Annotated in this window: 11 protein-coding genes; 6 read left to right on the top strand and 5 right to left on the bottom strand. The window is 69.9% G+C overall.

Going from position 1 to position 22,599, the window contains the following annotated elements:
- Positions 1 to 199: 199 nt before the first annotated feature.
- The 3 genes from ACWFRF_RS06335 to ACWFRF_RS06325 all read left to right on the top strand — a co-directional run bounded on the left by ACWFRF_RS06335 (position 200) and on the right by ACWFRF_RS06325 (position 15,740).
- Complete coding sequence (locus ACWFRF_RS06335) at positions 200 to 13,867, top strand: amino acid adenylation domain-containing protein (protein WP_452449108.1); 13,668 nt, start codon at positions 200 to 202, stop codon at positions 13,865 to 13,867.
- On the top strand, positions 13,864 to 14,853 hold the full coding sequence (locus tag ACWFRF_RS06330; RefSeq protein ID WP_378987919.1) for an ATP-binding cassette domain-containing protein: 990 nt from the start codon (positions 13,864 to 13,866) through the stop codon (positions 14,851 to 14,853). Before ACWFRF_RS06335 ends, ACWFRF_RS06330 begins: the two co-directional genes overlap by 4 nt.
- A gap of 86 nt (positions 14,854 to 14,939) precedes the next feature.
- Positions 14,940 to 15,740 (top strand): ABC transporter permease, encoded by an 801-nt coding sequence (locus tag ACWFRF_RS06325; RefSeq protein WP_358110415.1) that lies wholly within the window; start codon positions 14,940 to 14,942, stop codon positions 15,738 to 15,740.
- Between the two features lie 70 nt (positions 15,741 to 15,810).
- Here the strand turns inward: ACWFRF_RS06325 and ACWFRF_RS06320 are convergent, their stop codons facing one another.
- Positions 15,811 to 16,146, bottom strand: a complete 336-nt coding sequence (locus ACWFRF_RS06320; RefSeq protein ID WP_067453486.1) for an RNA polymerase-binding protein RbpA — start codon at positions 16,144 to 16,146, stop codon at positions 15,811 to 15,813.
- Positions 16,147 to 16,352: 206 nt separating this feature from the next.
- Here ACWFRF_RS06320 and ACWFRF_RS06315 point away from each other — a divergent pair, with 206 nt between their 5' ends.
- Complete coding sequence (locus tag ACWFRF_RS06315; protein WP_378627566.1) at positions 16,353 to 16,679, top strand: hypothetical protein; 327 nt, start codon at positions 16,353 to 16,355, stop codon at positions 16,677 to 16,679.
- A 73-nt stretch (positions 16,680 to 16,752) separates the two neighbouring features.
- Here ACWFRF_RS06315 and ACWFRF_RS06310 read toward each other — a convergent pair whose 3' ends face one another.
- Together ACWFRF_RS06310 and ACWFRF_RS06305 are read right to left on the bottom strand one after the other, a co-directional pair.
- Positions 16,753 to 17,763, bottom strand: coding sequence for a hypothetical protein (locus ACWFRF_RS06310; RefSeq protein ID WP_449965364.1), 1,011 nt, complete (start codon positions 17,761 to 17,763; stop codon positions 16,753 to 16,755).
- A gap of 104 nt (positions 17,764 to 17,867) precedes the next feature.
- Positions 17,868 to 18,719, bottom strand: coding sequence for an SDR family oxidoreductase (locus ACWFRF_RS06305; RefSeq protein WP_379314749.1), 852 nt, complete (start codon positions 18,717 to 18,719; stop codon positions 17,868 to 17,870).
- A gap of 114 nt (positions 18,720 to 18,833) precedes the next feature.
- On the opposite strand from ACWFRF_RS06305, the gene ACWFRF_RS06300 reads away from it, so the two are divergent.
- The gene (locus ACWFRF_RS06300; protein ID WP_379314750.1) at positions 18,834 to 19,436 is read left to right on the top strand and encodes a TetR/AcrR family transcriptional regulator; all 603 of its coding nucleotides are present in this window, start codon (positions 18,834 to 18,836) and stop codon (positions 19,434 to 19,436) included.
- Positions 19,437 to 19,487: 51 nt separating this feature from the next.
- On the opposite strand, the gene mqo is transcribed toward ACWFRF_RS06300, so the two are convergent.
- Positions 19,488 to 20,930 (bottom strand): malate dehydrogenase (quinone), encoded by a 1,443-nt coding sequence (mqo, locus tag ACWFRF_RS06295; protein ID WP_452449107.1) that lies wholly within the window; start codon positions 20,928 to 20,930, stop codon positions 19,488 to 19,490.
- A 90-nt stretch (positions 20,931 to 21,020) separates the two neighbouring features.
- Between mqo and ACWFRF_RS06290 the strand changes: the two genes are divergently transcribed.
- Entirely contained in the window at positions 21,021 to 21,923 is a 903-nt protein-coding gene (locus ACWFRF_RS06290) for a LysR family transcriptional regulator (RefSeq protein WP_452449105.1), read from the top strand.
- 6 nt (positions 21,924 to 21,929) lie between these two features.
- On the opposite strand, the gene ACWFRF_RS06285 is transcribed toward ACWFRF_RS06290, so the two are convergent.
- Entirely contained in the window at positions 21,930 to 22,595 is a 666-nt protein-coding gene (locus ACWFRF_RS06285; RefSeq protein WP_378987901.1) for a M23 family metallopeptidase, read from the bottom strand.
- Positions 22,596 to 22,599: the final 4 nt, after the last annotated feature.

Below are 22,599 nucleotides of genomic sequence, written 5' to 3'. Positions count from 1 at the left end.
TTTGTTTCAACCGGGGGGAAGCGGCACAAAGTTGCTGCTTCAGGGGTGTAATTCGTTGAGCTCGAAATAAATTCACATTCGTAGCCATCCGGCTGCCGTAGTACTCCGAATCATGGGCGTGGAAAAGCCACGCCCTGGGCCGTCGTGTGCCCGGGCGCTGCTCGGGGAGTTGTGACACAAGGCAGAAACGGAGTGCTTGATGAGTTCTTTGGCCACCGACCACGTCAGCTCGAGCATCACCGACGAGGACCCGGGCCAACCGTTCGCCCTCTCGCCCGGTCAGACAGCACTGTGGTACGCGCAACGGATCCGGCCCGATATTCCGCTCACCATCGCTCACTACGTCGAACTGCACGGTGATCTCGACGTCGGCCGGTTGCTGTACGCGGTCGAGCGCTTCGGCGCGGAATCCCAGGTGGGACACGTCCGCCTACTCGAGATCGACGGCGTGCCCCACCAGCGAGTGGACCCCACGTGGCGGCCCGGCTGGGGCCGGATCGACCTCCGCGGCGAATCCGACCCCCGGGCCGCCGCGCTGGCCTGGATGAACGCCCATGCCAGCACCCCGATCGACATGGAGCACGAGCCCCTCACCATCAATGTGGTGTTGCGGATCGGTGACCGGGATTGGTTCTGGTACGAACGCGGCCACCACATCGTGATCGACGGTTACGGTGCGATGAACGCGCTCTCGCGCACCGCCGAGATCTACACCGCGGTCGGCGAGCAGCGTGAGCCGTCCGTTTCCCGCGCCGCCGCGCTCGTCGACCTCTACGCCGACGAATCCCGCTATCGAGAGTCCAGCCGGTTCCGTGCCGACCGCGAGTACTGGATGGAACAGCTCGCCGGTGTGGGCGAACCGATGACGCTGTCGTCGGTCACCGCCGCGGGCGACACCCACGACGCGGGGCGCCACCGTGCCACCGCGGTACTCGACGCCGACCTCGACACGCTGCTCACCGACGCGATCACCACACACGGTTCGGCCAACTCCGCGCTGATCGTCGCCGCGCTCGCCGCCTATGTCCGTTCGGTCACCGGTGACCCGGATGTCGTACTGAGCCTTCCGGTTTCGGCACGCACCACCGTCGCGTTGCGCCGGTCGGCGGGTGTGGTGTCGAACGTGGTGCCGCTGCGCCTGCGGTTCGACGAGCACACCACCGTCGCCGACGTCGTGCGCCAGACCGAACTCCAGATCACCGGCGCCCTGCGCCACCAGCGCTACCGCTCCGACGACATCCGGCGGGACTGCGGGTACTCCCGCGACGCGCGCGGCTTCTTCGGGCCGATGGTCAACATCATGCTGTTCCACGACGAGCTGAAGTTCGACGACATCGCCGGTCAGCTCCATGTGCTCGCCACCGGACCCGTCGAAGACCTCTCGATCAACATCTACAACGGCGACGGCGGCCGCATCCAGCTCGACTTCGAGGCCAATCCGAAGCTCTACGGCGAGTCCGAGAACGCCGCCCACCACGCGCGCTACCTCGACTTCCTCGCGCGCTTCCTGGCCGCTGAGCCGACCACCCCCACCTACACGCTCACCGCGATCACCACCGCCGAGAACGAGCGGGTGCTGCGCGAGTGGAACGCCACCGAGATGCCGATGCAGGCCGCGACGCTGGTCTCGCTGTTCGAGGACCAGGTGTCGCGCAGCCCGCACGCCATCGGTCTCGAATTCGGCGACCGCACACTCGGATACACCGAACTCGGTGACCGGGTGAACCAGCTGGCACGCGAACTCATCGCCCGCGGCGCGGGCCCGGAGACCACCGTCGGTGTGTGCCTGCATCGCAGTGTCGATCTGGTCGTCGGGATCTACGCGGTACTCGCGACCGGCGCGGCCTACCTGCCGCTGGATCCCGGGCATCCGGTCGATCGCATCGAAGCGGTACTGACACAGGCACATCCGGTGTGCGTACTCACCGCGGATCGCGACGGGGTCCGGCTGCCAGAGGGCGCCGTCCGGGTCGATCTGGACACGCTCGACGTGAGCGGCAACGACGTCGCGCCGATCACCGACGCCGACCGCACCGCGCCGCTGCGCCCCGATCATCTCGCCTACGTCATCTTCACCTCGGGCTCCACGGGTAAACCCAAGGGCGTGGGTGTCACGCATGCCGCGATCGTGAACCGGTTGCGCTGGATGCAGGCCGAGTACCCGCTCGACCACACCGACGCGGTCCTGCAGAAGACGCCGGCCACCTTCGACGTGTCGGTCTGGGAGTTCTTCTGGCCGCTGCAGGTCGGTGCGCGCCTGGTCGTCGCCGCTCCCGAAGGGCATCGCGACCCGGCCTACCTCGCCCGGATCATCACCGAAAGGTCCATCACCACAGCTCATTTCGTGCCGTCGATGCTGTCGCTGTTCGTCACCGACCCGCGCGTGCGGGGCGGGGCGGGGCTGCGCCGGGTGTTCTGCAGTGGTGAGGCGCTGCCCGGCGCGACGGTCGCCGATTTCCACGCCGCGCTGCACGGCCCCGACGGCGGACCGGAGTTGCACAACCTCTACGGGCCCACCGAGGCCGCGGTCGACGTCACCTACTGGCCGTGCCCGGCCGAGGCCACCACGGTGCCGATCGGCTCGCCGGTGTGGAACACCCAGACCTATGTGCTCGACCCGCATCTGCGCCCGGTCCCGCCCGGTGTCGTCGGCGAGCTGTACCTGGCGGGCGCGCAACTGGCCCGTGGCTACCTGGGCCGTCCCGACCTGAGCGCCGACCGGTTCGTCGCCAACCCCTTCGCCTCGGGGCAGCGGATGTATCGCACCGGTGACCTGGCGCGCTGGCAGATCGCCGGCGGCGTCCTGGAATACCTGGGCCGCACCGACTTCCAGGTGAAGATTCGCGGACTGCGTATCGAACTCGGCGAGATCGAATCCGCGTTGCTCGCGCAGGACGATATCGCCCGCGCGGTCTGCGTGGCCCGCACCGGCCGCATCGGTGAGGACGAACTCGTCGCCTACGTGGTCGCCGCGCCCGGCGCGTCGGCGCCCGATCCCACCGTCCTGCTCGCGGCACTGCGCCGCGGCCTGCCGTCCTACATGGTGCCCTCGGCACTGGTGGTGCTCGACGAACTGCCGTTGAGCGCCAACGGCAAGGTCGATCGCACAGCCCTGCCCGCACCGGAGGTGGGTGTGCGGGTCACCACCGGCGCCGCCGCACCGCAGACCGAGCTGGAATGCGCGCTCGCGGAGATCTTCACCGAGGTTCTCGCCCTGGACGGCACCACGATCGGGATCGAGGACAGCTTCTTCGATCTCGGCGGCAATTCCCTGGTCGCGGCCCGCGCGGTCGCCCGGATCAACACCACCCTCGATGCGAACCTCAGCATCCGGGAGATGTTCGAGTCGCCGACCATCGCCGCGCTGGCCGGCTACATCAGCACCCACCGGCCCGAGACCTCGACACCGAAACTGGTTCCGGCACGCAGACCGGAACGGGTGCCGCTGTCGCTGGCCCAGCAGCGGCTGTGGATCCTCAACCGGTTCGCCGAACACGCCGCCGCCTACAACATGCCCTTGGCCTTGCGGCTCACCGGGCATCTCGACCTGGAGGCGTTGCGTGCGGGTCTGCGCGACGTGCTCGACCGCCACGAGAGCCTGCGCACCAGTTTTCCCGAAGGCCCCGAGGGTCCGTACCAGCGCATCCACCCCGCGGCCGGGGTGGAACCCGAGCTGATGCCGATCGAGGTGGCCGCCGCCGAGATTCCCGCGCTGGCCGCGCAGGTGGCGGGGCGCGGTTTCGACCTGCGGACCGAGACACCGCTGCGGGTCGCGCTCTACCGGGTGGGCGCCGAGGATCACCTGCTGCTCGTGGTGCTGCACCACATCAGCGGTGACGGATGGTCGGTCGCACCGCTGGCCCGGGATCTGATGGTCGCAGTGTCGGCGCGCGCGGGCGGCGCCGCGCCTCAGTGGGCACCGCTGCCGGTGCAGTACGCCGATTTCGCGATGTGGCAGCGGGAACTGCTCGGTGAGGAAACCGACCCCGAGGCACCCATCGCGCGCCAGCTCGGGCACTGGCGCGGTGCGCTGGCCGGGCTGCCCGATCAGCTCGACCTGCCCCTCGACCGGCCACGGCCGCAACAGCGTGGCACCGGCGGGGACACCGTCGAATTCGTCATCGACGGCGAAACCCGGCGCGCGGCAGCCGAACTCGCCACCGGTCGCGGCGTGAGCATGTTCATGGTGCTGCACGCCGCCCTGGCCACCCTGCTGGCGCGGCTGTGCGCGAGCACCGACGTCACCATCGGCACGCCCATCGCGGGCCGCTCCGATCCGGCGCTGGACGAACTGGTCGGCATGTTCGTCAACACCCTGGTGTTGCGCACCGAAGTGGACCTCGGCGCCGGCTTCGAGCGCATGCTCGACCTGGTCCGCGAGACCGACCTGGATGCCTTCGCCAACCCCGACGTGCCGTTCGAACGGCTGGTGGAACTGGTCAATCCCGATCGCTCGACCACCCGGCATCCGCTGTTCCAGGTGATGCTGTCCTACGACCGCACCCCGGAACTGCGGGTCGAATTGCCCGGTGTCACCGCGGAACTGGTGCCGATCGAGATCGGCGTCGCCAAGTTCGACCTGCAGCTCGAGGTTCGCGACACTCACGACGACGGACCGCTGCACGCCGAATTCGGTTTCGCCACGGATGTTTTCGATCGCGCCACGGTGCAGGCCATCGCCCGGCGGTTCACCACGCTGCTGGCCGCCGCTGTCGCCACCCCCACCACGGCGATCGGCGACCTCGACGTGCTCGACCGTCGCGAGATCGCCCGCCTGGTCCCCGTGGCCGGTGCGCCCGCCGAACCGGCGGGCACCCTGGCCCGGCTGCTCGGCGACACCGCACAACACCTGCCCGACTCGGTGGCGGTGCGCTACCTCGGTTTCGACACCACGTACCGCGAACTCGACGAACGCTCGAACCGGTTGGCGCGCAGTCTCATCGCGCACGGCGCCGCACCCGAAACGGTGGTCGCCGTGGCGCTGCCGCGCAGCCTCGAGTCGATCATCGCCATCTGGGCGGTCGCCAAGACCGGCGCCGCGTACGTGCCCGTCGACCCCGCCTACCCGGCCGATCGCATCGCGCACATGATCGGTGACTCCGGGGCCACGCTCGGGCTCACCCTGCCCGAGCATCTCGCCGCGCTGCCCACCGGCACCGGTAAGCACCGGTCGGCACCGGAGTGGATGGTCTTCGGAACGGCCGATTTCGAGGCCGACTGCGCGGTCCGCTCGGGCAGCCCCCTGTCCGATGCCGACCGCAGGCATCCGATGCGAGCCGGGCAGCCCGCCTACCTCATCTACACCTCGGGGTCGACCGGCACACCCAAGGCCGTCGTGGTCACCCATGCGGGCATCGCCTCGCTGGCCAGCGAGCAGACCCAGCTGTTCAAGGTGACCGACCACGCGCGGACCATGCACTTCTCCTCACCCAGCTTCGACGCCTCGGTGCTGGAACTGCTGCTCGGGTTCGCCGCGGGTGCCACGATCGTGGTGGCCCCCGCCGACCTGTACGGCGGTGCGGAGCTGGCCGGTTTCCTGCGCTCGGAACGCATCACCCACGCGTTCATCACTCCGGCCGCGCTGGCCACGGTGCCCGCCGGTGAGTTCCCGGCACTCAACACGGTGATCGTCGGCGGCGAGGCGTGCTCGGACGAACTCGTCGAAGCCTGGGCCACGAAGTACCGGATGCACAACATGTACGGCCCGTCCGAGGCCACCGTCGCGGTCACCGCGAGCGCGGCCATGGTTCCGGGCGAGCCTGTCCCGCTGGGCACCCCCGTGCGCGGCATGCGGCTGTTCGTGCTCGACGGCCGGATGAACCCGGTGCCGCCGGGAACACCGGGCGAGCTCTACGTCTCGGGGCCCGGCCTGGCCCGCGGGTACCTCGGCAAGCAGGCACTCACCGCGCAGCGGTTCGTCGCCAACCCGCACGGCCGCGTCGGCGAAAGGATGTATCGCACCGGCGATCTCGTCGTCGCCGACATGACCGGCCTGCTGCGTTTCCTCGGCCGCGCCGACGATCAGATCAAGATCCGTGGGTTCCGGATCGAACTGCGCGAAATCGACCATGTGCTGCGCGAACACCCGGGCGTTCGGTCCGCGCTGACCGTCGTCCACGTCGACGAGCAGGGGCAGCAGCGGCTCGCGTCCTACGTCACCGCCGACGGCCCGATCGACCCGGCCACCGTGCTCGACACCGCCCGCAGCAGGTTGCCCGGCTACATGGTGCCCGCCGCACTGGCGGTGCTCGACGCGATGCCGGTCACCCCGGCGGGCAAACTCGACCGAAAGGCCCTGCCCACACCCGAATTCGTGGTCAGTGGTGGGTCGCGTGCGCCACGCACGCACCTCGAGATGCGGGTGGCCGCGGTGTTCACCGAGATTCTCGGCCGCCCGATCCCCGGCGCGGAGGACAGCTTCTTCGACATCGGCGGCAACTCGCTGCTGGCCACCCGGCTCGCCGCCGCGCTGCACGCCGAATTCGAGGTGGACCTGCCGGTCCGGCAGATTTTCGAGGCACCGACCGTGGCGGGCATCGCCCGGCTGATCACGGAAGCGCCCCGGACGCAGCGGGTGGCGCTGGCGGTACACACCCCGCGCCCGGGACGCATACCACTGTCGTTGCCGCAGCAACGGCTGTGGTTCCTGAACCGATTGTCCCCCGAATCGAGCGCCTACAACATCGCATTCGTCTTGCGAATCGGCGGAGATCTGGACGTCGAGGCGTTGCGGGGCGCTCTCGGCGACCTGGTGGAGCGCCACGAGGTACTGCGCACGGTCTTCCCCGAAGACCTCTCCGGCGCCCAGCAGGTGATCCTGCCGCGCGAGCAGGCGATGCCGGTGATCGACGCCGTCGACACCGCACCCGATCGGGCGAACGCGGCGCTGACCGCGCTGGCCCGCCAGGGCTTCGACCTCACCCGGCAGACGCCGCTGCGAGTGTCGTTGCTGCGCACTGCATCCGACGAACACCTGCTCGGCGTCGTCGTCCATCACATCGCCGCCGACGGCTGGTCGCTCGGCCCGCTGACGCGTGATCTCGCACTGGCCTACGTGGCTCGCACCGGGGGCGCCGTCCCCGAACGCGCACCGCTGCCGGTGCAGTACGCCGACTTCAGCCTGTGGCAGCGGGCGGTGCTCGGCAGCGAGGACGACCCGGACAGCATCACCGCCACCCAGCTCGCGTTCTGGCGCGAGACGTTGTCCGAACTGCCCGACGAGCTGCCGCTGCCGTTCGACCGGCCACGCCCCGCCGAACCCACCGGGTCCGCGGGCACCGTGACCTGCGCGGTCTCGGCACCGCTGCAGCACGCGCTCGACGAGCTGGCCGGCCACACCGGTGTCAGCCTGTTCATGGTCGTGCGCTCGGCGCTGTCGGTGCTGCTGCGCAGCGTCACCGGTGGCCGCGACATCCCCATCGGTACCCCGGTCGCCGGGCGCACCGACATCCAGCTCGACGACCTCGTCGGCATGTTCGTCAACACCCTGGTTCTGCGCTCCGACGTCGATCCCGGCCGCAGCTTCACCGAGCTGCTGCATGCCGATCGCGATGGCGAGCTCGCCGCCCTCGCCCACGCCGATGTGCCGTTCGAGCGCGTCGTCGACGCGCTGGGCCGCGAGAGCAGGGCGAGCAACCGCCACCCGCTGTTCCAGGTCGCGCTGAGCATGCAGGACAACCGCACACCCGCGCTGGAACTGCCCGGACTGCGGCTGGCCGCGGAAGAGCTCGACATCGCCCTGGCCAAGTTCGACCTGGAACTGCGGGTCGCGCCCGCCGAGGACAGCGGGTTGCGGTTCGACTTCGTCTACGCCACCGAACTGTTCGACGCCGCCACCATTCAGACCCTCGCCGACCGGTTCGTGCAGATCCTCACCCAGGTGACCGCCGACCCACGGCAATTGGTGTGCGATCTGGACCCGCTCACCGTGCTCGAGCACCGTGAGCACGTCCCCGCACAGGGACCCGCCGCGGTCACGCCGGTCATCCTGGCCGACATCCTCGACGGTGCCGCCACGAAGTATCCGCAGCGGCCGGCGCTGCGCTGGTTCGCCGACGGCAGCGTCGCCGGGGACGTGGGCGAGCTCGACTACGCCGAGGTCGCGAGCCGGGCGCACCGGCTGGGCCGGGCGCTGATCGCGCGCGGCATCGGCACCGGCGACCGGGTGGCCGTCGGGCTCACCCGCTCACTGGACTGCGCCCTCGCCATCTTCGGCGTCGCGGCCAGCGGCGCCGCGTTCGTGCCCGTCGACCCGCGCTACCCGGCCGACCGGGTGCGGCACATGCTCACCGACTCCGGTGCCAGCGCGGTACTCACCGCGCGCGCCGACGCGGACTCGTTGCGCGAGGCCGCGGGCCCGATCGACACCCAGTGGTTGCTGATGGACGGCGACGAGCTGAACGCCGAACTGGCCGGCTACGACGGGGTCCGGATCAGCAACACCGAGCGGGTCCGGCCGGTGCGCACCGCCGACCTGGCCTATCAGATCTACACGTCCGGTTCGACCGGCCTGCCCAAGGGCGTCACCGTCACCCACGGCGGTCTCACGAGTCTCGCGCTCGACCTGCGTGAACGGATGGGCCTCGACCGGTTCTCCCGCACGTTCTTCTTCTCCACACCCAGTTTCGACGTCTCGGTGCTCGACATGCTCCTCGCCGTCTACTCGGGCGCCGAGATGGTGATCGGCCCGATCGACATCTACGGCGGTGACGAACTCGGGACCCTGCTGGAACGCGAGCAGATCACCCACACCTTCCTGACGCCCGCGGTGCTGGGCTCGATCGACCCCACCCGCCACCCGCTGCCGATGCTGCGCGGTCTGATGGCCGGTGGCGAGGCGGTGCCGCCGGACCTGGTAGAGAACTGGGCGCCGGGCAGGCGGTTCGTCAACGCCTACGGGCCCACCGAGTTCACTGTCATCGCCGCGATGTCGGAGCTGCGGGTGGGTGTTCCGGTCGCCATCGGCACGCCGGTGCGCGGCTCACGGGCCCTCGTGCTCGACGAGCGGCTGCGACCGGTCGTCGGCAGGGTGCCGGGCGAGCTCTACATCGGCGGCGCCGGCATCGCCCAGGGCTATCACGAGCGCTACGGCCTGACCGCGGGACGCTTCATCGCCGACCCGTTCGGCCCGGCGGGCAGCCGGATGTACCGCACCGGCGACGTGGTGCGCTGGACGGCGAACGGTGAGATCGACTACCTGGGTCGCAGCGACCATCAGGTGAAGGTGCGCGGTTTCCGGATCGAACTCGGCGAGATCAGCGCCGTCCTCGGCAGTCATCCCGAGGTCCGCTTCGCACACACCGAGGTCCGCCGGATCGCGGGCGACGACCGGATCGTCGCGTGGATCCAGCTGAACGAGGGCGTCGACCCGGCCGAGGTGGCCGGGGTGAAGCGGCACGCGATGGTCCGGCTGGCCGGGCACATGGTGCCCGCGTCGCTGAACCTGATCGACCAAGTGCCGCTCACTCCGGTCGGCAAGCTCGATCGCACGGCGTTGCCGGAACCGCAGTTCACCGCCGCCGCGGGCCGGGCACCACAGACCGACGCCGAGCGGACGGTCGCGCGAGTGTTCGAGGAGCTGGTCGGGGCGAGCGAGGTCCGCGCCACCGACAGCTTCTTCGACATCGGCGGCAACTCGCTGCTGGCCACCCAGCTGGTGGCCCGGCTGGCCGCGGCCAGCAATGTGCGCCTGGAAGTGCGCACCGTGTTCGCGGCGCCGACCGTCGCCGAACTCGCCGCGCTCATCGAATCCGGACCGTCCGGCGACGAACACCGGCCGGACCTGGTGCCCCAGCCACGCCCGGAGCGGATTCCGCTGTCGGCGGCGCAGCGCAGGCTGTGGTTCCTCAACCGCTTCAACGCGGGTGCCGGCGGTGACAGTCAGTCCTCGGGCGCCTACAACGTCCCGGTCGTACTGCGCCTGCACGGCACGGTCGACCTCGATGCGCTCATTGCCGCTTTGCACACGGTGCAACGTCGGCACGAGACGCTGCGCACGGTGTTCCCGGAGACCGCCGGCGAGCCCGAGCAGTTGGTGCTCGACCCGGCGATCGCCGCCGTCACGCTGTTCCACGCGACGGCCACCGCGAGCGAGGTCGACACCGCCGTGACCCGTTTCGTCACCCCGGGATTCGACCTGTCGGCCTCGGTGCCCATGCGGGCGGCGCTGATCAGCGTCGACCACACCGGGCAGTCGGCACCGGCCAAGGCCAAGTTCGCGGTCGCGCGCTCGACCGAGCATGTGCTGGTGCTGGTCGTGCACCACATCGCGATGGACGGCTGGTCGCTGGAACCGCTCGCCGCCGAAGTGGCCGCCGCCTACCGTGGCATCCAGATCGGTGAACCGTTCGGCGAACAGATCCCGCCGGTCCAGTACGCCGACTACACCCTGTGGCAGCAGGAACTCCTCGGTACCGAGGACGACCCGGACTCGCTGATCAGCAAGCAGCTCGACCACTGGCGCGGTGTGCTCGACGGCCTGCCGGAGCTGCTCACCGTCCCGGCCGACCGCTCGCGCCCGCCGGTGCCCTCCTACCAGGGCGGCACCGTCGACTGCACGGTCGACGCGGCGACCCACCGGGCGCTGCGCGGCATCGCCACGGCGAACAACGTCAGCATGTTCATGGTGTTGCACGCGGCGCTGGCGGTCCTGCTGCACCGGGTCACCGGCACCGAGGACATCGCCGTCGGCACCGCCAGCGCGGGCCGTGGACATCCAGCACTCGACGCGATGATCGGCATGTTCGTCAACACCCTGGTGCTGCGCACCGAGGTTTCCGACGAGCGCGCGTTCGTCGACCTGCTGCGCACCGTCCGCGACGGGGACCTCGACGCGTTCGCGAACGCCGACCTGCCCTTCGAACGGCTCGTCGAGGTCGTCAACCCGGCGCGCTCCCAGGCACACCACCCGCTGTTCCAGGTGATGCTGTCGGTGCGCAACACCCCGGTGCGGATGCTGGAACTGCCCGGTCTGCGGATCGAAGCCGTCGACGCCGACGCCGGTATCGCCAAGTTCGACCTGCAGTTCACCTTCACCGAGACCCAGACCGCCGACCGGGTGGGCGACGGCATCAGCCTGTCGGTGAACTTCGCGGCGGACCTGTTCGACGAGGTCACCGCGCGCAGGCTCGGCGACCGCCTGGTCCGGCTGCTCACCGCCGTGGCCGCCGACCCGAACACCGCGGTCGGCGACCTGGCCCTGCTCGACGCGGTCGAGTGGACCGCGCTGGCACCGGTGCACGGTGCCCGCGCCGAGCAGGCGGTGACGCTGCCCGCGGTCTTCGGTGCCGCCGTGGCTCGTTCCCGCGAGGGCGTCGCGCTGTGCGCCGGGGACACCGTGGTCACCTACGACGCGCTCGACCGGTGGACCAACCGGCTCGCCCGTGTCCTGATCGGACAGGGTGTGGGGCCGGAAACCCTGGTGGCCCTGGGTATTCCGCGTTCGGTGGAGTCGGTGGCGACCATGCTCGCCGTCGCGAAGGCGGGCGCCGCGTTCGTGCCGGTCGACCCGAACTACCCGCCGCAGCGGATCAGTCACATGCTCACCGATTCCGCTGCGGCCCTGGGTCTGACGCTGCTCGAGCACCGCGATCGACTGCCCGCCGATACCCGCTGGCTGGTCCTGGACGACCCGCAGACCAGGGCCACCGTGCTGGGGACCGACGACTCGCCGGTTACGGACGCCGAACGGATTCGCCCCCTGCGCCTGCACAATCCGGCGTACGTGATCTACACGTCGGGCTCCACCGGGACCCCGAAGGGCGTCGTGGTCACCCACGGCGGTCTGTCGAACTTCGCCGCCGAGACCGCCGACCGGTTCGATGTGCGTCCCGGCAGCCGGGTGCTGCACTTCGCGACTCCGAGCTTCGACGCCGCCATGCTCGACATCCTGTTCGCGCTCGGTGGCGCGGCGACGCTGGTGATCTCCCCGGCCGGGGTGGTCGGCGGCGAGGACCTGCGGCAGGTGTTCATCCGGGAACGGATCACCCACGCGTTCATCACCACCGCCGCGCTGGGCACTGTCGACCCGGCGGGCGTGAACTCGCTGGCCCACGTGCTCACCGGTGGTGAGGCGCTGCCGCCGGAACTGCTCGCCCGCTGGGCGCCGGGGCGCAACTTCTACAACGTCTACGGCCCCACCGAGACGACCATCGTCACGTTGATGCCGCAGCCGATGAGCCCGCGGGGCCCGATCACCATCGGTGGGCCGATCCGCGGCGTCGCGGCCACCGTGCTCGACCGGCGACTGCACCCGACCCCGATCGGTGTCACCGGCGAGCTGCAGCTGGCGGGCTCGGCCCTGGCGCGCGGCTACCTCAACCGGCCGGGACTCACGGCCCAGCGGTTCGTGGCCGATCCCTACGGCGCGCCGGGCGAACGGATGTACCGGACCGGCGACCTGGTGCGCTGGCGTGACGGCGCCAAGTCGGCGCTGGACGTGGAGTACGTCGGCCGCACCGACCATCAGGTGAAGGTCCGCGGATTCCGGATCGAACTCGGCGAGATCGACGTCGCGTTCGCCCGGCACGCCGATGTCGAGCTCGCGCTCACCATCGGTCACACCACGCAGGCCGGGGTCACCGCGCTGGTCTCGTATGTGAAGGCACGCAACGGGAGCGCGCCGAGCGTGCCCGAACTGCTCGAGCACGTCGCGGGTCACGTGCCGAACTACATGGTCCCGCAGGCGATCATGCTGCTCGACGAGGTGCCGCTGAGTCCGGTCGGCAAGCTCGATCGAGCCCGGCTGCCCGAGCCGGTGTTCACCGCGTCCGGCGGGTACCGCGCGCCGGCGACCGTCGCCGAGATGGCGCTGTGCGCGGTGTTCACCGAGGTCCTCGGGGTCGAGCGGGTCGGCGTGGACGACGGGTTCTTCGAACTCGGCGGCAACTCCCTGCTGGCCACCAAAGTTGTCGCGGCACTGCGTGAGCAGGGCTACGACATGCCCGTCCAGATGATGTTCGGCGACGCCACCCCCGCGGGAATCGCGGCCAAGCTCGACGACCTCGACCCGGACGCGGTGATCGAGGCGGCCACCAGCCCGGTGCTGGCCATCCGCCCGTCCACCAGCCCACACGACACCCCGCTGTTCTGCGTGCACCCGGCGATCGGGCTGGCCTGGTGCTACGCGGGACTGCTCGCTCATCTCGCCCCGCAGCGCCCGGTGTACGGCCTGCAGGCCCCGCACGTGTCCGGCGACGACAGCTTCATCTCGATCCCCGAAGCCGCCGGACACTATGTCGCCCATATCAAGTCGATCCAGCCGCACGGTCCCTATCACCTACTCGGCTGGTCGCTCGGCGGCCTGATCGCGCAGGAGATCGCCGTGCAGCTGCAGGACGCGGGCGAAGACGTCGCGCTGCTGGCGATGATGGACAGCTACCAGCTCGGTGACCGCTGGCTCGACACCTCGATGCCCAGTGTCGCCGACATCCTCGGCGAGTTCGGCGCCGACCTGGTCGACGGCGAACCGTTGCCCGCCGACCTCGACCTGAACGAAGCGGCGGATCTGCTGCGGGCCCAGGCCGGTCCGTTCGCCGCGCTCTCGGTGGAACATCTGCAACGCCTCTACACCGGGTACGCCGACGGCACCGTCATGGCCAACCGGTTCCGGCCGCGCACCTTCGACGGCGACCTCGTGTTCTTCACCGCCACGGCGGACGAGATCAACGCCGCCGATCCGAGCCGCTGTGCCGACGCCTGGCAGCCGTTCGTCACCGGCAACATCCACAACCACGACCTGCCCTGCAGGCACGCGGCGATGACCACACCGGAATCGCTGGCGGCGATCGGCCCCGTGCTGCATCGCCACCTCGACGCCGTCCCGGACATCACCGTGTGCGGCAGCGGCCAGAAGGAGATGCGACCGTGAGTCTCGCGGTAGAAGTGCGCGGCCTGGCGAAGAGCTACGGCAAGGTGCGCGTACTGAAGGAGATCGACCTGGAGATCCCGGCGGGGACCGTGCTCGGCCTGCTGGGCCCCAACGGTGCGGGCAAGACCACCACCGTACGGATCGTCACCACGCTGTTGCGACCCGATGCCGGTTCGGTGCGGGTCGCCGGTATCGACGTGCTGGCCGACCCGGCCACCGCGCGCACCAGGATCGGGTTGTCCGGCCAGTACGCGGCCGTCGACGCGAACCTGACCGGTTACGAGAACCTGCGCATGGTGGCGCGCCTGTACGGCATGGGACGCAAGCAGTCCGTCGTGCGCGTGGAGGAACTGCTCACCGCGTTCGGACTCGACCACGCGGCGGGTCGGCGGGCAGGCACCTATTCCGGTGGCATGGCCCGTCGCCTCGACCTGGCCGGTGCGCTGGTGGCGCGGCCGCCGGTGGTGGTGCTCGACGAACCGACCACCGGCCTCGACCCGCGCGGTCGCCTGGACATGTGGCAGGTGATCGGTGATCTCGTCGACGACGGCACCACCGTCCTGCTCACCACCCAGTACCTCGAGGAGGCCGACCTGCTCGCCGACCGGATCACCGTCATCGACAAGGGCACGGTCATCGCCCGCGGTTCGGCCGACGAACTCAAGACCTCCATCGGCGGCGACCGGCTCACGGTCACCCTCGCCGCGGGGCAGAGCCCGTGGCCCGCGGTGCAGGTCCTGCAGCAGGTGGGGGTCGGCGAGCCGGTTCACGAGCCCGGCAGCGACGAGGTGTCGGTGGTGGTGGGCAACGGGTCACGCACGATGGTCGAAGCGCTGCGCCGCCTCGACGACGCCGGTGTCTGCGTGCTCGACGCGAACGTCGTGCGTCCCACTCTCGACGATGTGTTCCTTTCCCTCACCGGCACCCCGGCCGAGACCGTCCCCGAACCCGAAACCGACGACGTGCAAGAGGAGGTCCTGTCGTGAGTGCCCCCGACGTCACGGTGGACGAGTACGAGACCCGCGATCTGCCCATCCAGCCGGCCACCCCGCGGCCGCCCGCAGGCGAGGAGATGGAACCGAAGGCCCGGTTCGTGCGCGACAGCGCGATCGTGGCCTACCGCAACCTGCTGACCATCCTGCGGGTGCCGACGCTGCTGGTCACCGCCACCATCCAGCCGCTGATGTTCGTGTTCCTGTTCGCCTACATCTTCGGTGCCTCGCTCGGCGGCGACCAGTACCGGGAGTTCCTGCTGGCCGGCATCTTCACCCAGACCGTGGCGTTCAATGCCGCGTTCACCACCGTCGGCCTGGCCGGTGACCTGCAGAAGGGCATCATCGACCGGATGCGGACGCTGCCGATGTCGCGGCTGGCGGTCCTGATGGGGCGCACGCTGTCCGACCTGGTCGTCAACATCGTGAGCCTGGGTGTGATGTCGATCTGCGGGTACATCGTCGGCTGGCGCATCCACGGCAGCTTCGGCGATGCCGTGATCGCGTTCGCGATCATCTTGCTGTTCGCGTTCGCGATGTCGTGGGTCGGCGCCCTGACCGGTCTGGTCTCCCCGACGGTGGAGGTGGCGCAGAGCGCGGGTCTGATCTGGCTGTTCCCGCTGACGTTCATCTCCTCGGCGTTCATCTCCGCCGAAACCCTGCCCGGCCCCCTGCGCGCGATCGCCGAATGGAATCCGATCACCGCGGTGTCGGCGGCGGGTCGCAAGCTCTTCGAGAACGACTCGCCCCCGACCTTCGTCCCCGCCACAGGCTGGGCCGCGGAGAACTGCATCCTCTACGCGATCATCTGCTCGCTGGTCATCCTCGCCATCGCGATGCCCGCGGCACTACTGCAGTACCGCAAGGTCGCCAGCCACTGAGTACGGCCACACAACGCCGAAGGCCGCCATCCCGAGGGGGAGGCGGCCTTCGGCGTTCACATCTTCTGTGTTATCCGCGGCGACGGGTCTTCAGGAGGTCGAGGCGCTCCTTGAGCAGCTCCTCGAGCTCCTCCTTGCTGCGACGTTCCAGCAGCATGTCCCAGTGGGTGCGCGGCGGCTTGACCTTCTTGGTCTCCACGGAGGTGCCCTCCATGAGCTGACCCTCCTGGCCGTTGCGGCACAGCCAGGTGGGCGGGATCTCCGCGTCGTCGGCGAACGGGACGTCGAATTCCTCACCGTTGTCGGTGCGGTAGCGGGCGATCCGGCGCGGGGCCAGGTCGTGGTCGCGATCGGTCTCGTAGCTCACCGCTCCGAGCCGGCTGCCCCGGAGTACGCGATCTGCCATGTGTGCTCCTGTAATTTCGGCGGCTGGTGCCGCAACTCGTACTACCTCAACGCACGGGAAGTCTGAACTGTTCCATTGTAGTCGCCCGGCCACATCAGCCGAGCGACCCCCGAATCGGCGTCGACGGTAGGTCGGTATCGGGAGGGTGCCCGCTCAGCGAGACCTGAACCGGCGAAGTGTGTCGCGGGCCGATAGGGTTTCCGATCATGTCGCGCAGTCGCCTGCTGTCCTGCCTGTGGTGCGGGCGGGAGATCGTGGATTCGGAGTCGGGTCGGCGTCGCCGCTATTGCCGCCAGTCGTGTCGCCAACGTGCCTATGAGCACCGGAGCAGCCTCAAGGGGACCGGAATTCCCGAGGACGCGGTGGTGCTGACCGCGCAGGAGGCCGCCGATCTCGCCGATCGGTGGTTCGCCGCGCGGTGTGCGGCCGAGGACGTGGCGACAGCCGTGGGGGAGGGAGCTTCTCCGGCGGAGCTGGCAGAGCTGAGCGCGACGTTGCTGCAGCTGGCCCGGGAAGCGGAACGACTCCGCTGACGATGCGAAAACCCGTGTGCCCCATCGTAAGCCGATGGGGCACACGCAGCGGCACCGATGGGCGACTACCGCGCTAGCTCGACAGTGACTCCCGGGCGCGCAGGTACACGGCGGTGACGCCCCCCGCGACGAACAGCGCGAGGGCTGCGGCGGCACCGGCTGTCGCGAGGTCGGGACTGGTGAGCGACTGTCCGCGCAGCGCCTGCCAGACCACCAGCGTGAGCAGTCCGAAGTAGCCGAGGACTGCGACCACGAGCAGCGCCGCACGGGTCGTTTCGGTGCGCAACCAGCGGTAGCGAGGCGCGAGTGCTACCAGGGCGAAGGCGATCAGCAGCAGCACCTGGATGCCGTGCAGCCCGACGAAGTGCGGGATGCGCAGGTCGCCGCCGATGGTGCTCCAGTGGGTGATCGGCATGCCCGCGGCAGCGTCACGTGCTGTATCGCCGGGCCGCACTGTGTGCCCGGCCATCAACCCCACGACGGTGCCGTCGGCCGTGCGGACGAGCTGCGGCCCGGTGAACCCCATCAGATACCCGAGCGCCATCCCGGTCACCGCCAGCCACAGCCCGGCCTTCAACGCGATCCTGGTCGGCCGGTCGGCCAGTTTCTGCCAGGAGATGATCACCGCCAGGACGAGATTCGCGAGGAACAACCCGGGAACGCCGGACGCGAACACCTGCTGCCCGATCTCGTTGACCGGGTCGGTGGCGTCGTTGAAGTGGCTGAACGTCCCGCGTGCCGCCTGGACCGCGATGAATCCCACATCGGCGACCCCGGTGATCGCGAAGACAGTGCCCAGCCACCAGGTGGCACGCCGTCCGCGATGCGGCAGCCGCAGTATCCAGGCCAGGGTCACGCCGTAGAGGGCGAAGGCGAGCCCGAACTTGGCCGGTTTGAGCCACACCGACTCGCCGAGCAGCAGTCGGTCGTCGACCACCATCCCGACCATCGACACCACCACCAGTGCGGTCATGAGCGCGGAATTCACCAGCAGCGGGCCGTGCCAGGGGGCGCGGTCGGTGCCGTCGCGCGCGGTGGGGGACGTGATGCGGGACAGCGTGTGGGTGAGGTCGATCGTCGCCATGTACCGAAGGTAGAAATCCGGTGCGCCACACCACGTCCCGCTGTGGAACGGTTCGGCTCCGATACCCGGGTACGGGTCGGGCTACGCGAGTTCTAGGGGTTGTCTCAGATTCCCATGCGCCAGATCGCGGCGTCGACCGCGCGGGGTGAGACGAGCGCGAGGGCCTGGAGTACGCGAGTGTAGGTCGGGTACAGCTCGACCGGGCGGGTCCGGATCGCGGTGGTGATCCAGTCGGCGGCTTCCTCGGCCGACAGTGCCGCCGCGTCGGCGTACTTGCCGGTGGGCGCGATCATCTCGGTGCGCACCAGCGGATAGCCGATGGTGGTGACGTGCACGCCACGGCGCCGGGTCTCCGCGCCGAGACTGCGCCCGAACGCGCCGAGCGCCGCCTTCGACGCGTGGTAAGCGGTGAACAGCGGCATCGATCCCGCGGCCACACCCCAGGTCGCGACATTGACGACGTGGCCGGTGCCCGCGTCGAGCATCGACGGCAGCAGTCCCATCGTGAGCCGGGTCGCTCCGAAGTAGTTCAGCGCCATGGTGCGTTCGTAGTCGTGGAACCGGTCGGTGGTGTCGGCGGCGCCGCGGCGGATCGAACGGCCCGCGTTGTTCACCAGCACGTCGACCGTCCCGAACTGCTCGAGCAGGGTCTTCGCCAGCGCGTCGGTCTGCTCGGCGTCGGCGAGGTCGCAGGTGATCATCTCGGCATCCCCGCCCTCGGCGCGAACCGCGTCGCGCACCTCGGCCAGCGGCTCGGCATTCCTGGCGACGAGCACCACCCGCGCCCCTTCCCGGCCGAGCGCGTGTGCCGCGGCTTTGCCGACGCCCGACGAGGCGCCCGTCAGCACGACCGTCTTCCCGGCGATCTCGTGCTGCTCACCACGAACCAGCCGCGCGAGCACGCGGGGGAGTGCGGGCGGGTTGAGCAGTACCGATTGTGCGACTTCGGCGAACACGGGGACTCCTGTCGAGGCGTACAGCGGGGGCGAACAGGTAATTTACTTAATGGTAAATTACAAAGGGACCAATTGGGTGTCAACCGGCACGGAGGTCGATGGTTGGATGGAACGGTGAGCACAGCCGGTACCAAAGGTGTCCCCCGCCCCGAGCGCGAACAGCAGATCCTCGACGCCGCCGTCGCCGAAATCGGTCGTGTGGGTTACGCGGGGCTGTCCCTGGCCGATGTCGCGCAGCGCGCGGGCGTGTCCAAGCCGCTGGTCTACACCTACTTCCAGTCCAAGGACGGGCTCTACATCACCTGTGTGGACCGGGCGGCCACCGTCCTGTTCGACGCGATCGAATCCGCTATCGCCGGGGCCGGCGGTCTCAGCAAGGCGGAACGGACGCTCGACGCGATCTTCGTCGCGCTGGAACCGCGCCCACACGACTGGACCGTGCTCTTCGACCGCTCCCACCCCGACGACGGCCCCGCCGCCGACGCCGTCCGCGCCGCCCGCCGCCGCATCGCCGCCCAGGCCGCGCGCGGTGTCGCCGATGCCATCGGCGCGGTCGAGCTCACCGACCCCACCGACCTCTCGGCGCTGACCGACGTCTGGATGGGCGCGGTGACCTCGCTGGTCCTGTGGTGGTTGCGTCATCCCGACCAGACCGCCGCCCAGATGTCGGCCCGCAGCCACCGCCTGATCGGCGCACTCGTCACCGCCCCGCGGTGAACGCAATCCGCACCCCGGCCGGGGTGCGGATGTGCTTGTCCGACAGGTGTTCTACGACGTGACGTCGGTGGTCGATCGGGCAGGCGGCAGCAATTCGGCGAGCAGTGTGGCCCACTCGTATCGGCGTTCGGGGAAGCAGCGCTCGAGCAGGTCGCTCATGATCGACGGTGCGATGGAGGCACCGGGGGAGGCGCCGAGAAGGCCGGCGATGGTGCCGTCCGCGCCGGTGACCAGTTCGGTGCCGAATTCGAGGACGCCGCCGCGCTCGCGATCGGGTTTGACCAGCTGGGCGCGTTGCCCGGCTTGGACCAGGGTCCAATCAGCGGCGTCGGCGGTGGGGTAGAAGCGTTGCAGCTGGGCGAACTTGCGCCGGGGTGTGGCCAGTAGCTCGGTGACGAGGTAGCGGACCAGATCGAAATTCCGCAGACCGACCGCGACCAGCGGGACGATATTGTGCGGGCGCAGCGTGGTGAACAGATCGGTGAGCTTGCCGTGGCGCAACAGGCGGGTGCTGAAGGTGGCGTAGGGGCCGAACAGCAGCGCGCCGGTGCCGTCGACCTCGCGGCGATCCAGATGCGGGACCGACATCGGCGGTGCGCCCAGCGCGGCCTGGCTGTAGACCTTGGCGCGATGCTCGGCGACGACCTCGGGGTTGTCGGTGCGCAGGAACTGCGCGCCCAGTGGGAACACCCCGTATCCACGCACCTCGGGGAGACCGGCCCGCTGCAACAGCCGCAACGCGTACCCACCCGCACCGACGAACACGAACCGCGCCCTGACCTGGAACCGCCGCCCACTGTCGAGATCGCGGCCGCGGACGGTCCACAGCCCGTCAGCGCTGCGGGTGAGCCCGGTGATCTCACGATGCATCCGGACCGCGTTGCCCGCCGCGCTCATCGTCGACAACAACGACCTGGTCAGCGCCCCGAAGTCGACATCGGTGCCCGCGGTGTGCCGGGTGGCGGCCATCGCCTCGCCGTCGGCCCGGCCGCGCACGAGCAGCGGCGCCCAGCCGGCGATCACCGCACGGTCCTCGGTGTACTCCATCTCCGCGAACGCGGGCAGCGTGCGCAGCGTGGCGTACCGCCGGCGCAGGTAGGCGATGTCTCGCTCGCCGAAGACCGCCGTGACATGCGGTGTCGAGGTGAGGAAGGTGTCGGGCGCGAGCTCACCACGGTGGGCCAGCGCCGACCAGAACCGGCGCGAGAGCGCGAACTGATCGGCGATCCCGGCCGCCTTGGCGCCGTCGCCCGCGTCGGGCATGTAGTTGAGCTCGCACAACCCGGAGTGTCCGGTGCCCGCGTTGTTCCACGGATGGCTGCTCTCGGCGGCCGGTTCGCCGAGCCGTTCGAACAGCGCGATCGACCAGTCGGGCGCGAGGGTGCTCAGCAGGGCGCCGAGCGTGGCCGACATGATGCCGCCGCCGATGAGTACCGCGTCGAGAATGTCGTCGCCGCCGCCGGTGCTGGGCCGTGTGGGTGTGGTGTCGTTCATGGTCGAACCTCCCGTGAGCTGTGTACCGCCATCGTCACGCCGGAAACAGCGATCCGTCCAATACGGAATCGCCGAGGATATGATCCGGATATGGATGATTCAGCGGAGGTGGGAGCGCAGGCACTGGCTCCGCTGCTGACCGCCTTCGACGCGGCGGCCGAAGAAGGCCACTTCACGCGCGCGGCTCAGCGACTCGGCGTGCCGCAGTCCTCGCTCAGCCGCCGGATCAGAACGATGGAGCAGCTCCTCGGCGTGGCGTTGTTCCAGCCGGTCGGGCGCGGGGTCACCCTCACCCCGCAGGGGCGTGATCTCTACGCACACACCCGGGGACTGGTGCGCGCACTCGACGACGCGGTGCGGCAGGTGCGCGCCGACGCCGACCCCGACAGCGGGCTGGTGCGGTTCGGATTCCCGCTCACGCTCGGCCCGGTCAGCATTCCGTCGTTGCTCGCGCAGTTCCACACCCGCGCGCCTCGGATCCGGTTGCATCTGGTGCAGGCGCACGGCGAGGCGCTGGCCGAGCAGGTGCGCGAGGGCAGGCTCGACCTCGCGGTGATGATCCCGCCCCCGGCCGACCTGCCGACCGTCGATCTCGGCCGTCAGCGCATCGACCTGCACGTGTCGCGCACGCATCCGCTGGCTCGGCGCGCCCGCGTCGACCTCGCCGAACTGGCCGATGAGGCGTTCATCGCGAACCCGCCCAGCTACCAGCTGCGCACCCTGCTCGACAGCTGGTGTGCCGCAGCGGGTTTCACCCCACGAGTGGTCTTCGAGATCACCGAGTTCGAAACCCTGCGCGCACTGGTCGCACTCGGACAGGGCGTCGCGCTACTGCCCGCCGCCGAGGTCGCGAACCCCGACCTGGCGGTGATACCCATCGATGGCGAACGCGACCGCGAGGTCGGCCTGGTCTCGGGAGACCATGACTCGACGCTCGCGGTCGCGCGGCTTCGGGAATTCCTGATCGCGCGCCGGGCGGCGATCAGTGGGTGAGCGGTATCAGTCCTGGGCGACGCCGGCATCGACGCCACGCGCGGCGAGCCACGGGTGCGGGTCGATCGGGGCGCCGTAGAGCGAGCCGTCGGGCACGTGCACCTCGTAGTGCAGGTGGGGGCCGGTGGAGTTGCCACGGTTACCGACGGTGGCGATGGTGTCACCGGCGTTGACGTGCTGACCGACCTCGACCAGGATGTCGTTCACGTGGCCGAACACACCGATGGTGCCGTCATCCTGCTGGACGCGGACCCACAGGCCGAAGCCCGACGCCGGACCGGCCTCGATCACGGTACCGTCGGTGACGGCGAAGATGGGTGCGCCGATCGGGTCACCGAAGTCGATGCCGTTGTGCGCGGTGCCCCAGCGGGCGCCGTAGTACGAGGTCAGCCTGCCGCTGACCGGGCGAACGGTCTGCGGGCGCGGCGGCGGCGGGGGAGCGATGAACGGCAGCGGCGGCAGTTCCAGGCCGACGGCTTCGCGGTGCTCCTCCCACGGGATCGGGGCGGACGCGGGGGTCGCGCCCTGCGGGCCCTGGGCCTCGGCCGGGGTGTACGCGGTGAAGCGGTACGGCGACTGGCCGGCGTTGATGGCCTCGGTGGCGTCCGCGGCGATCGTGGTAGTGGGAACAGGGCTCTCGGGCTCACTGAAAGTGGCGACGGAGGTACCCACGAGT

It is taken from the genome of Nocardia sp. NPDC055165, from assembly GCF_053606985.1.
The sequence above is the reverse complement of the archived record's forward strand: the minus strand, read 5'-3'. Positions and strand labels throughout refer to the sequence as shown.

Bases quoted from the DNA above. Each gene is read 5' to 3' on its own strand.
- ACWFRF_RS06335 (WP_452449108.1), top strand. From the start codon at position 200: ATGAGTTCTTTGGCCACCGACCACGTCAGCTCGAGCATCACCGACGAG.
- ACWFRF_RS06325 (WP_358110415.1), top strand. From the start codon at position 14,940: ATGGAACCGAAGGCCCGGTTCGTGCGCGACAGCGCGATCGTGGCCTAC.
- ACWFRF_RS06320 (WP_067453486.1), bottom strand. From the start codon at position 16,146: ATGGCAGATCGCGTACTCCGGGGCAGCCGGCTCGGAGCGGTGAGCTAC.
- ACWFRF_RS06315 (WP_378627566.1), top strand. From the start codon at position 16,353: ATGTCGCGCAGTCGCCTGCTGTCCTGCCTGTGGTGCGGGCGGGAGATC.
- ACWFRF_RS06310 (WP_449965364.1), bottom strand. From the start codon at position 17,763: ATGGCGACGATCGACCTCACCCACACGCTGTCCCGCATCACGTCCCCC.
- mqo (WP_452449107.1), bottom strand. From the start codon at position 20,930: ATGAACGACACCACACCCACACGGCCCAGCACCGGCGGCGGCGACGAC.
- ACWFRF_RS06290 (WP_452449105.1), top strand. From the start codon at position 21,021: ATGGATGATTCAGCGGAGGTGGGAGCGCAGGCACTGGCTCCGCTGCTG.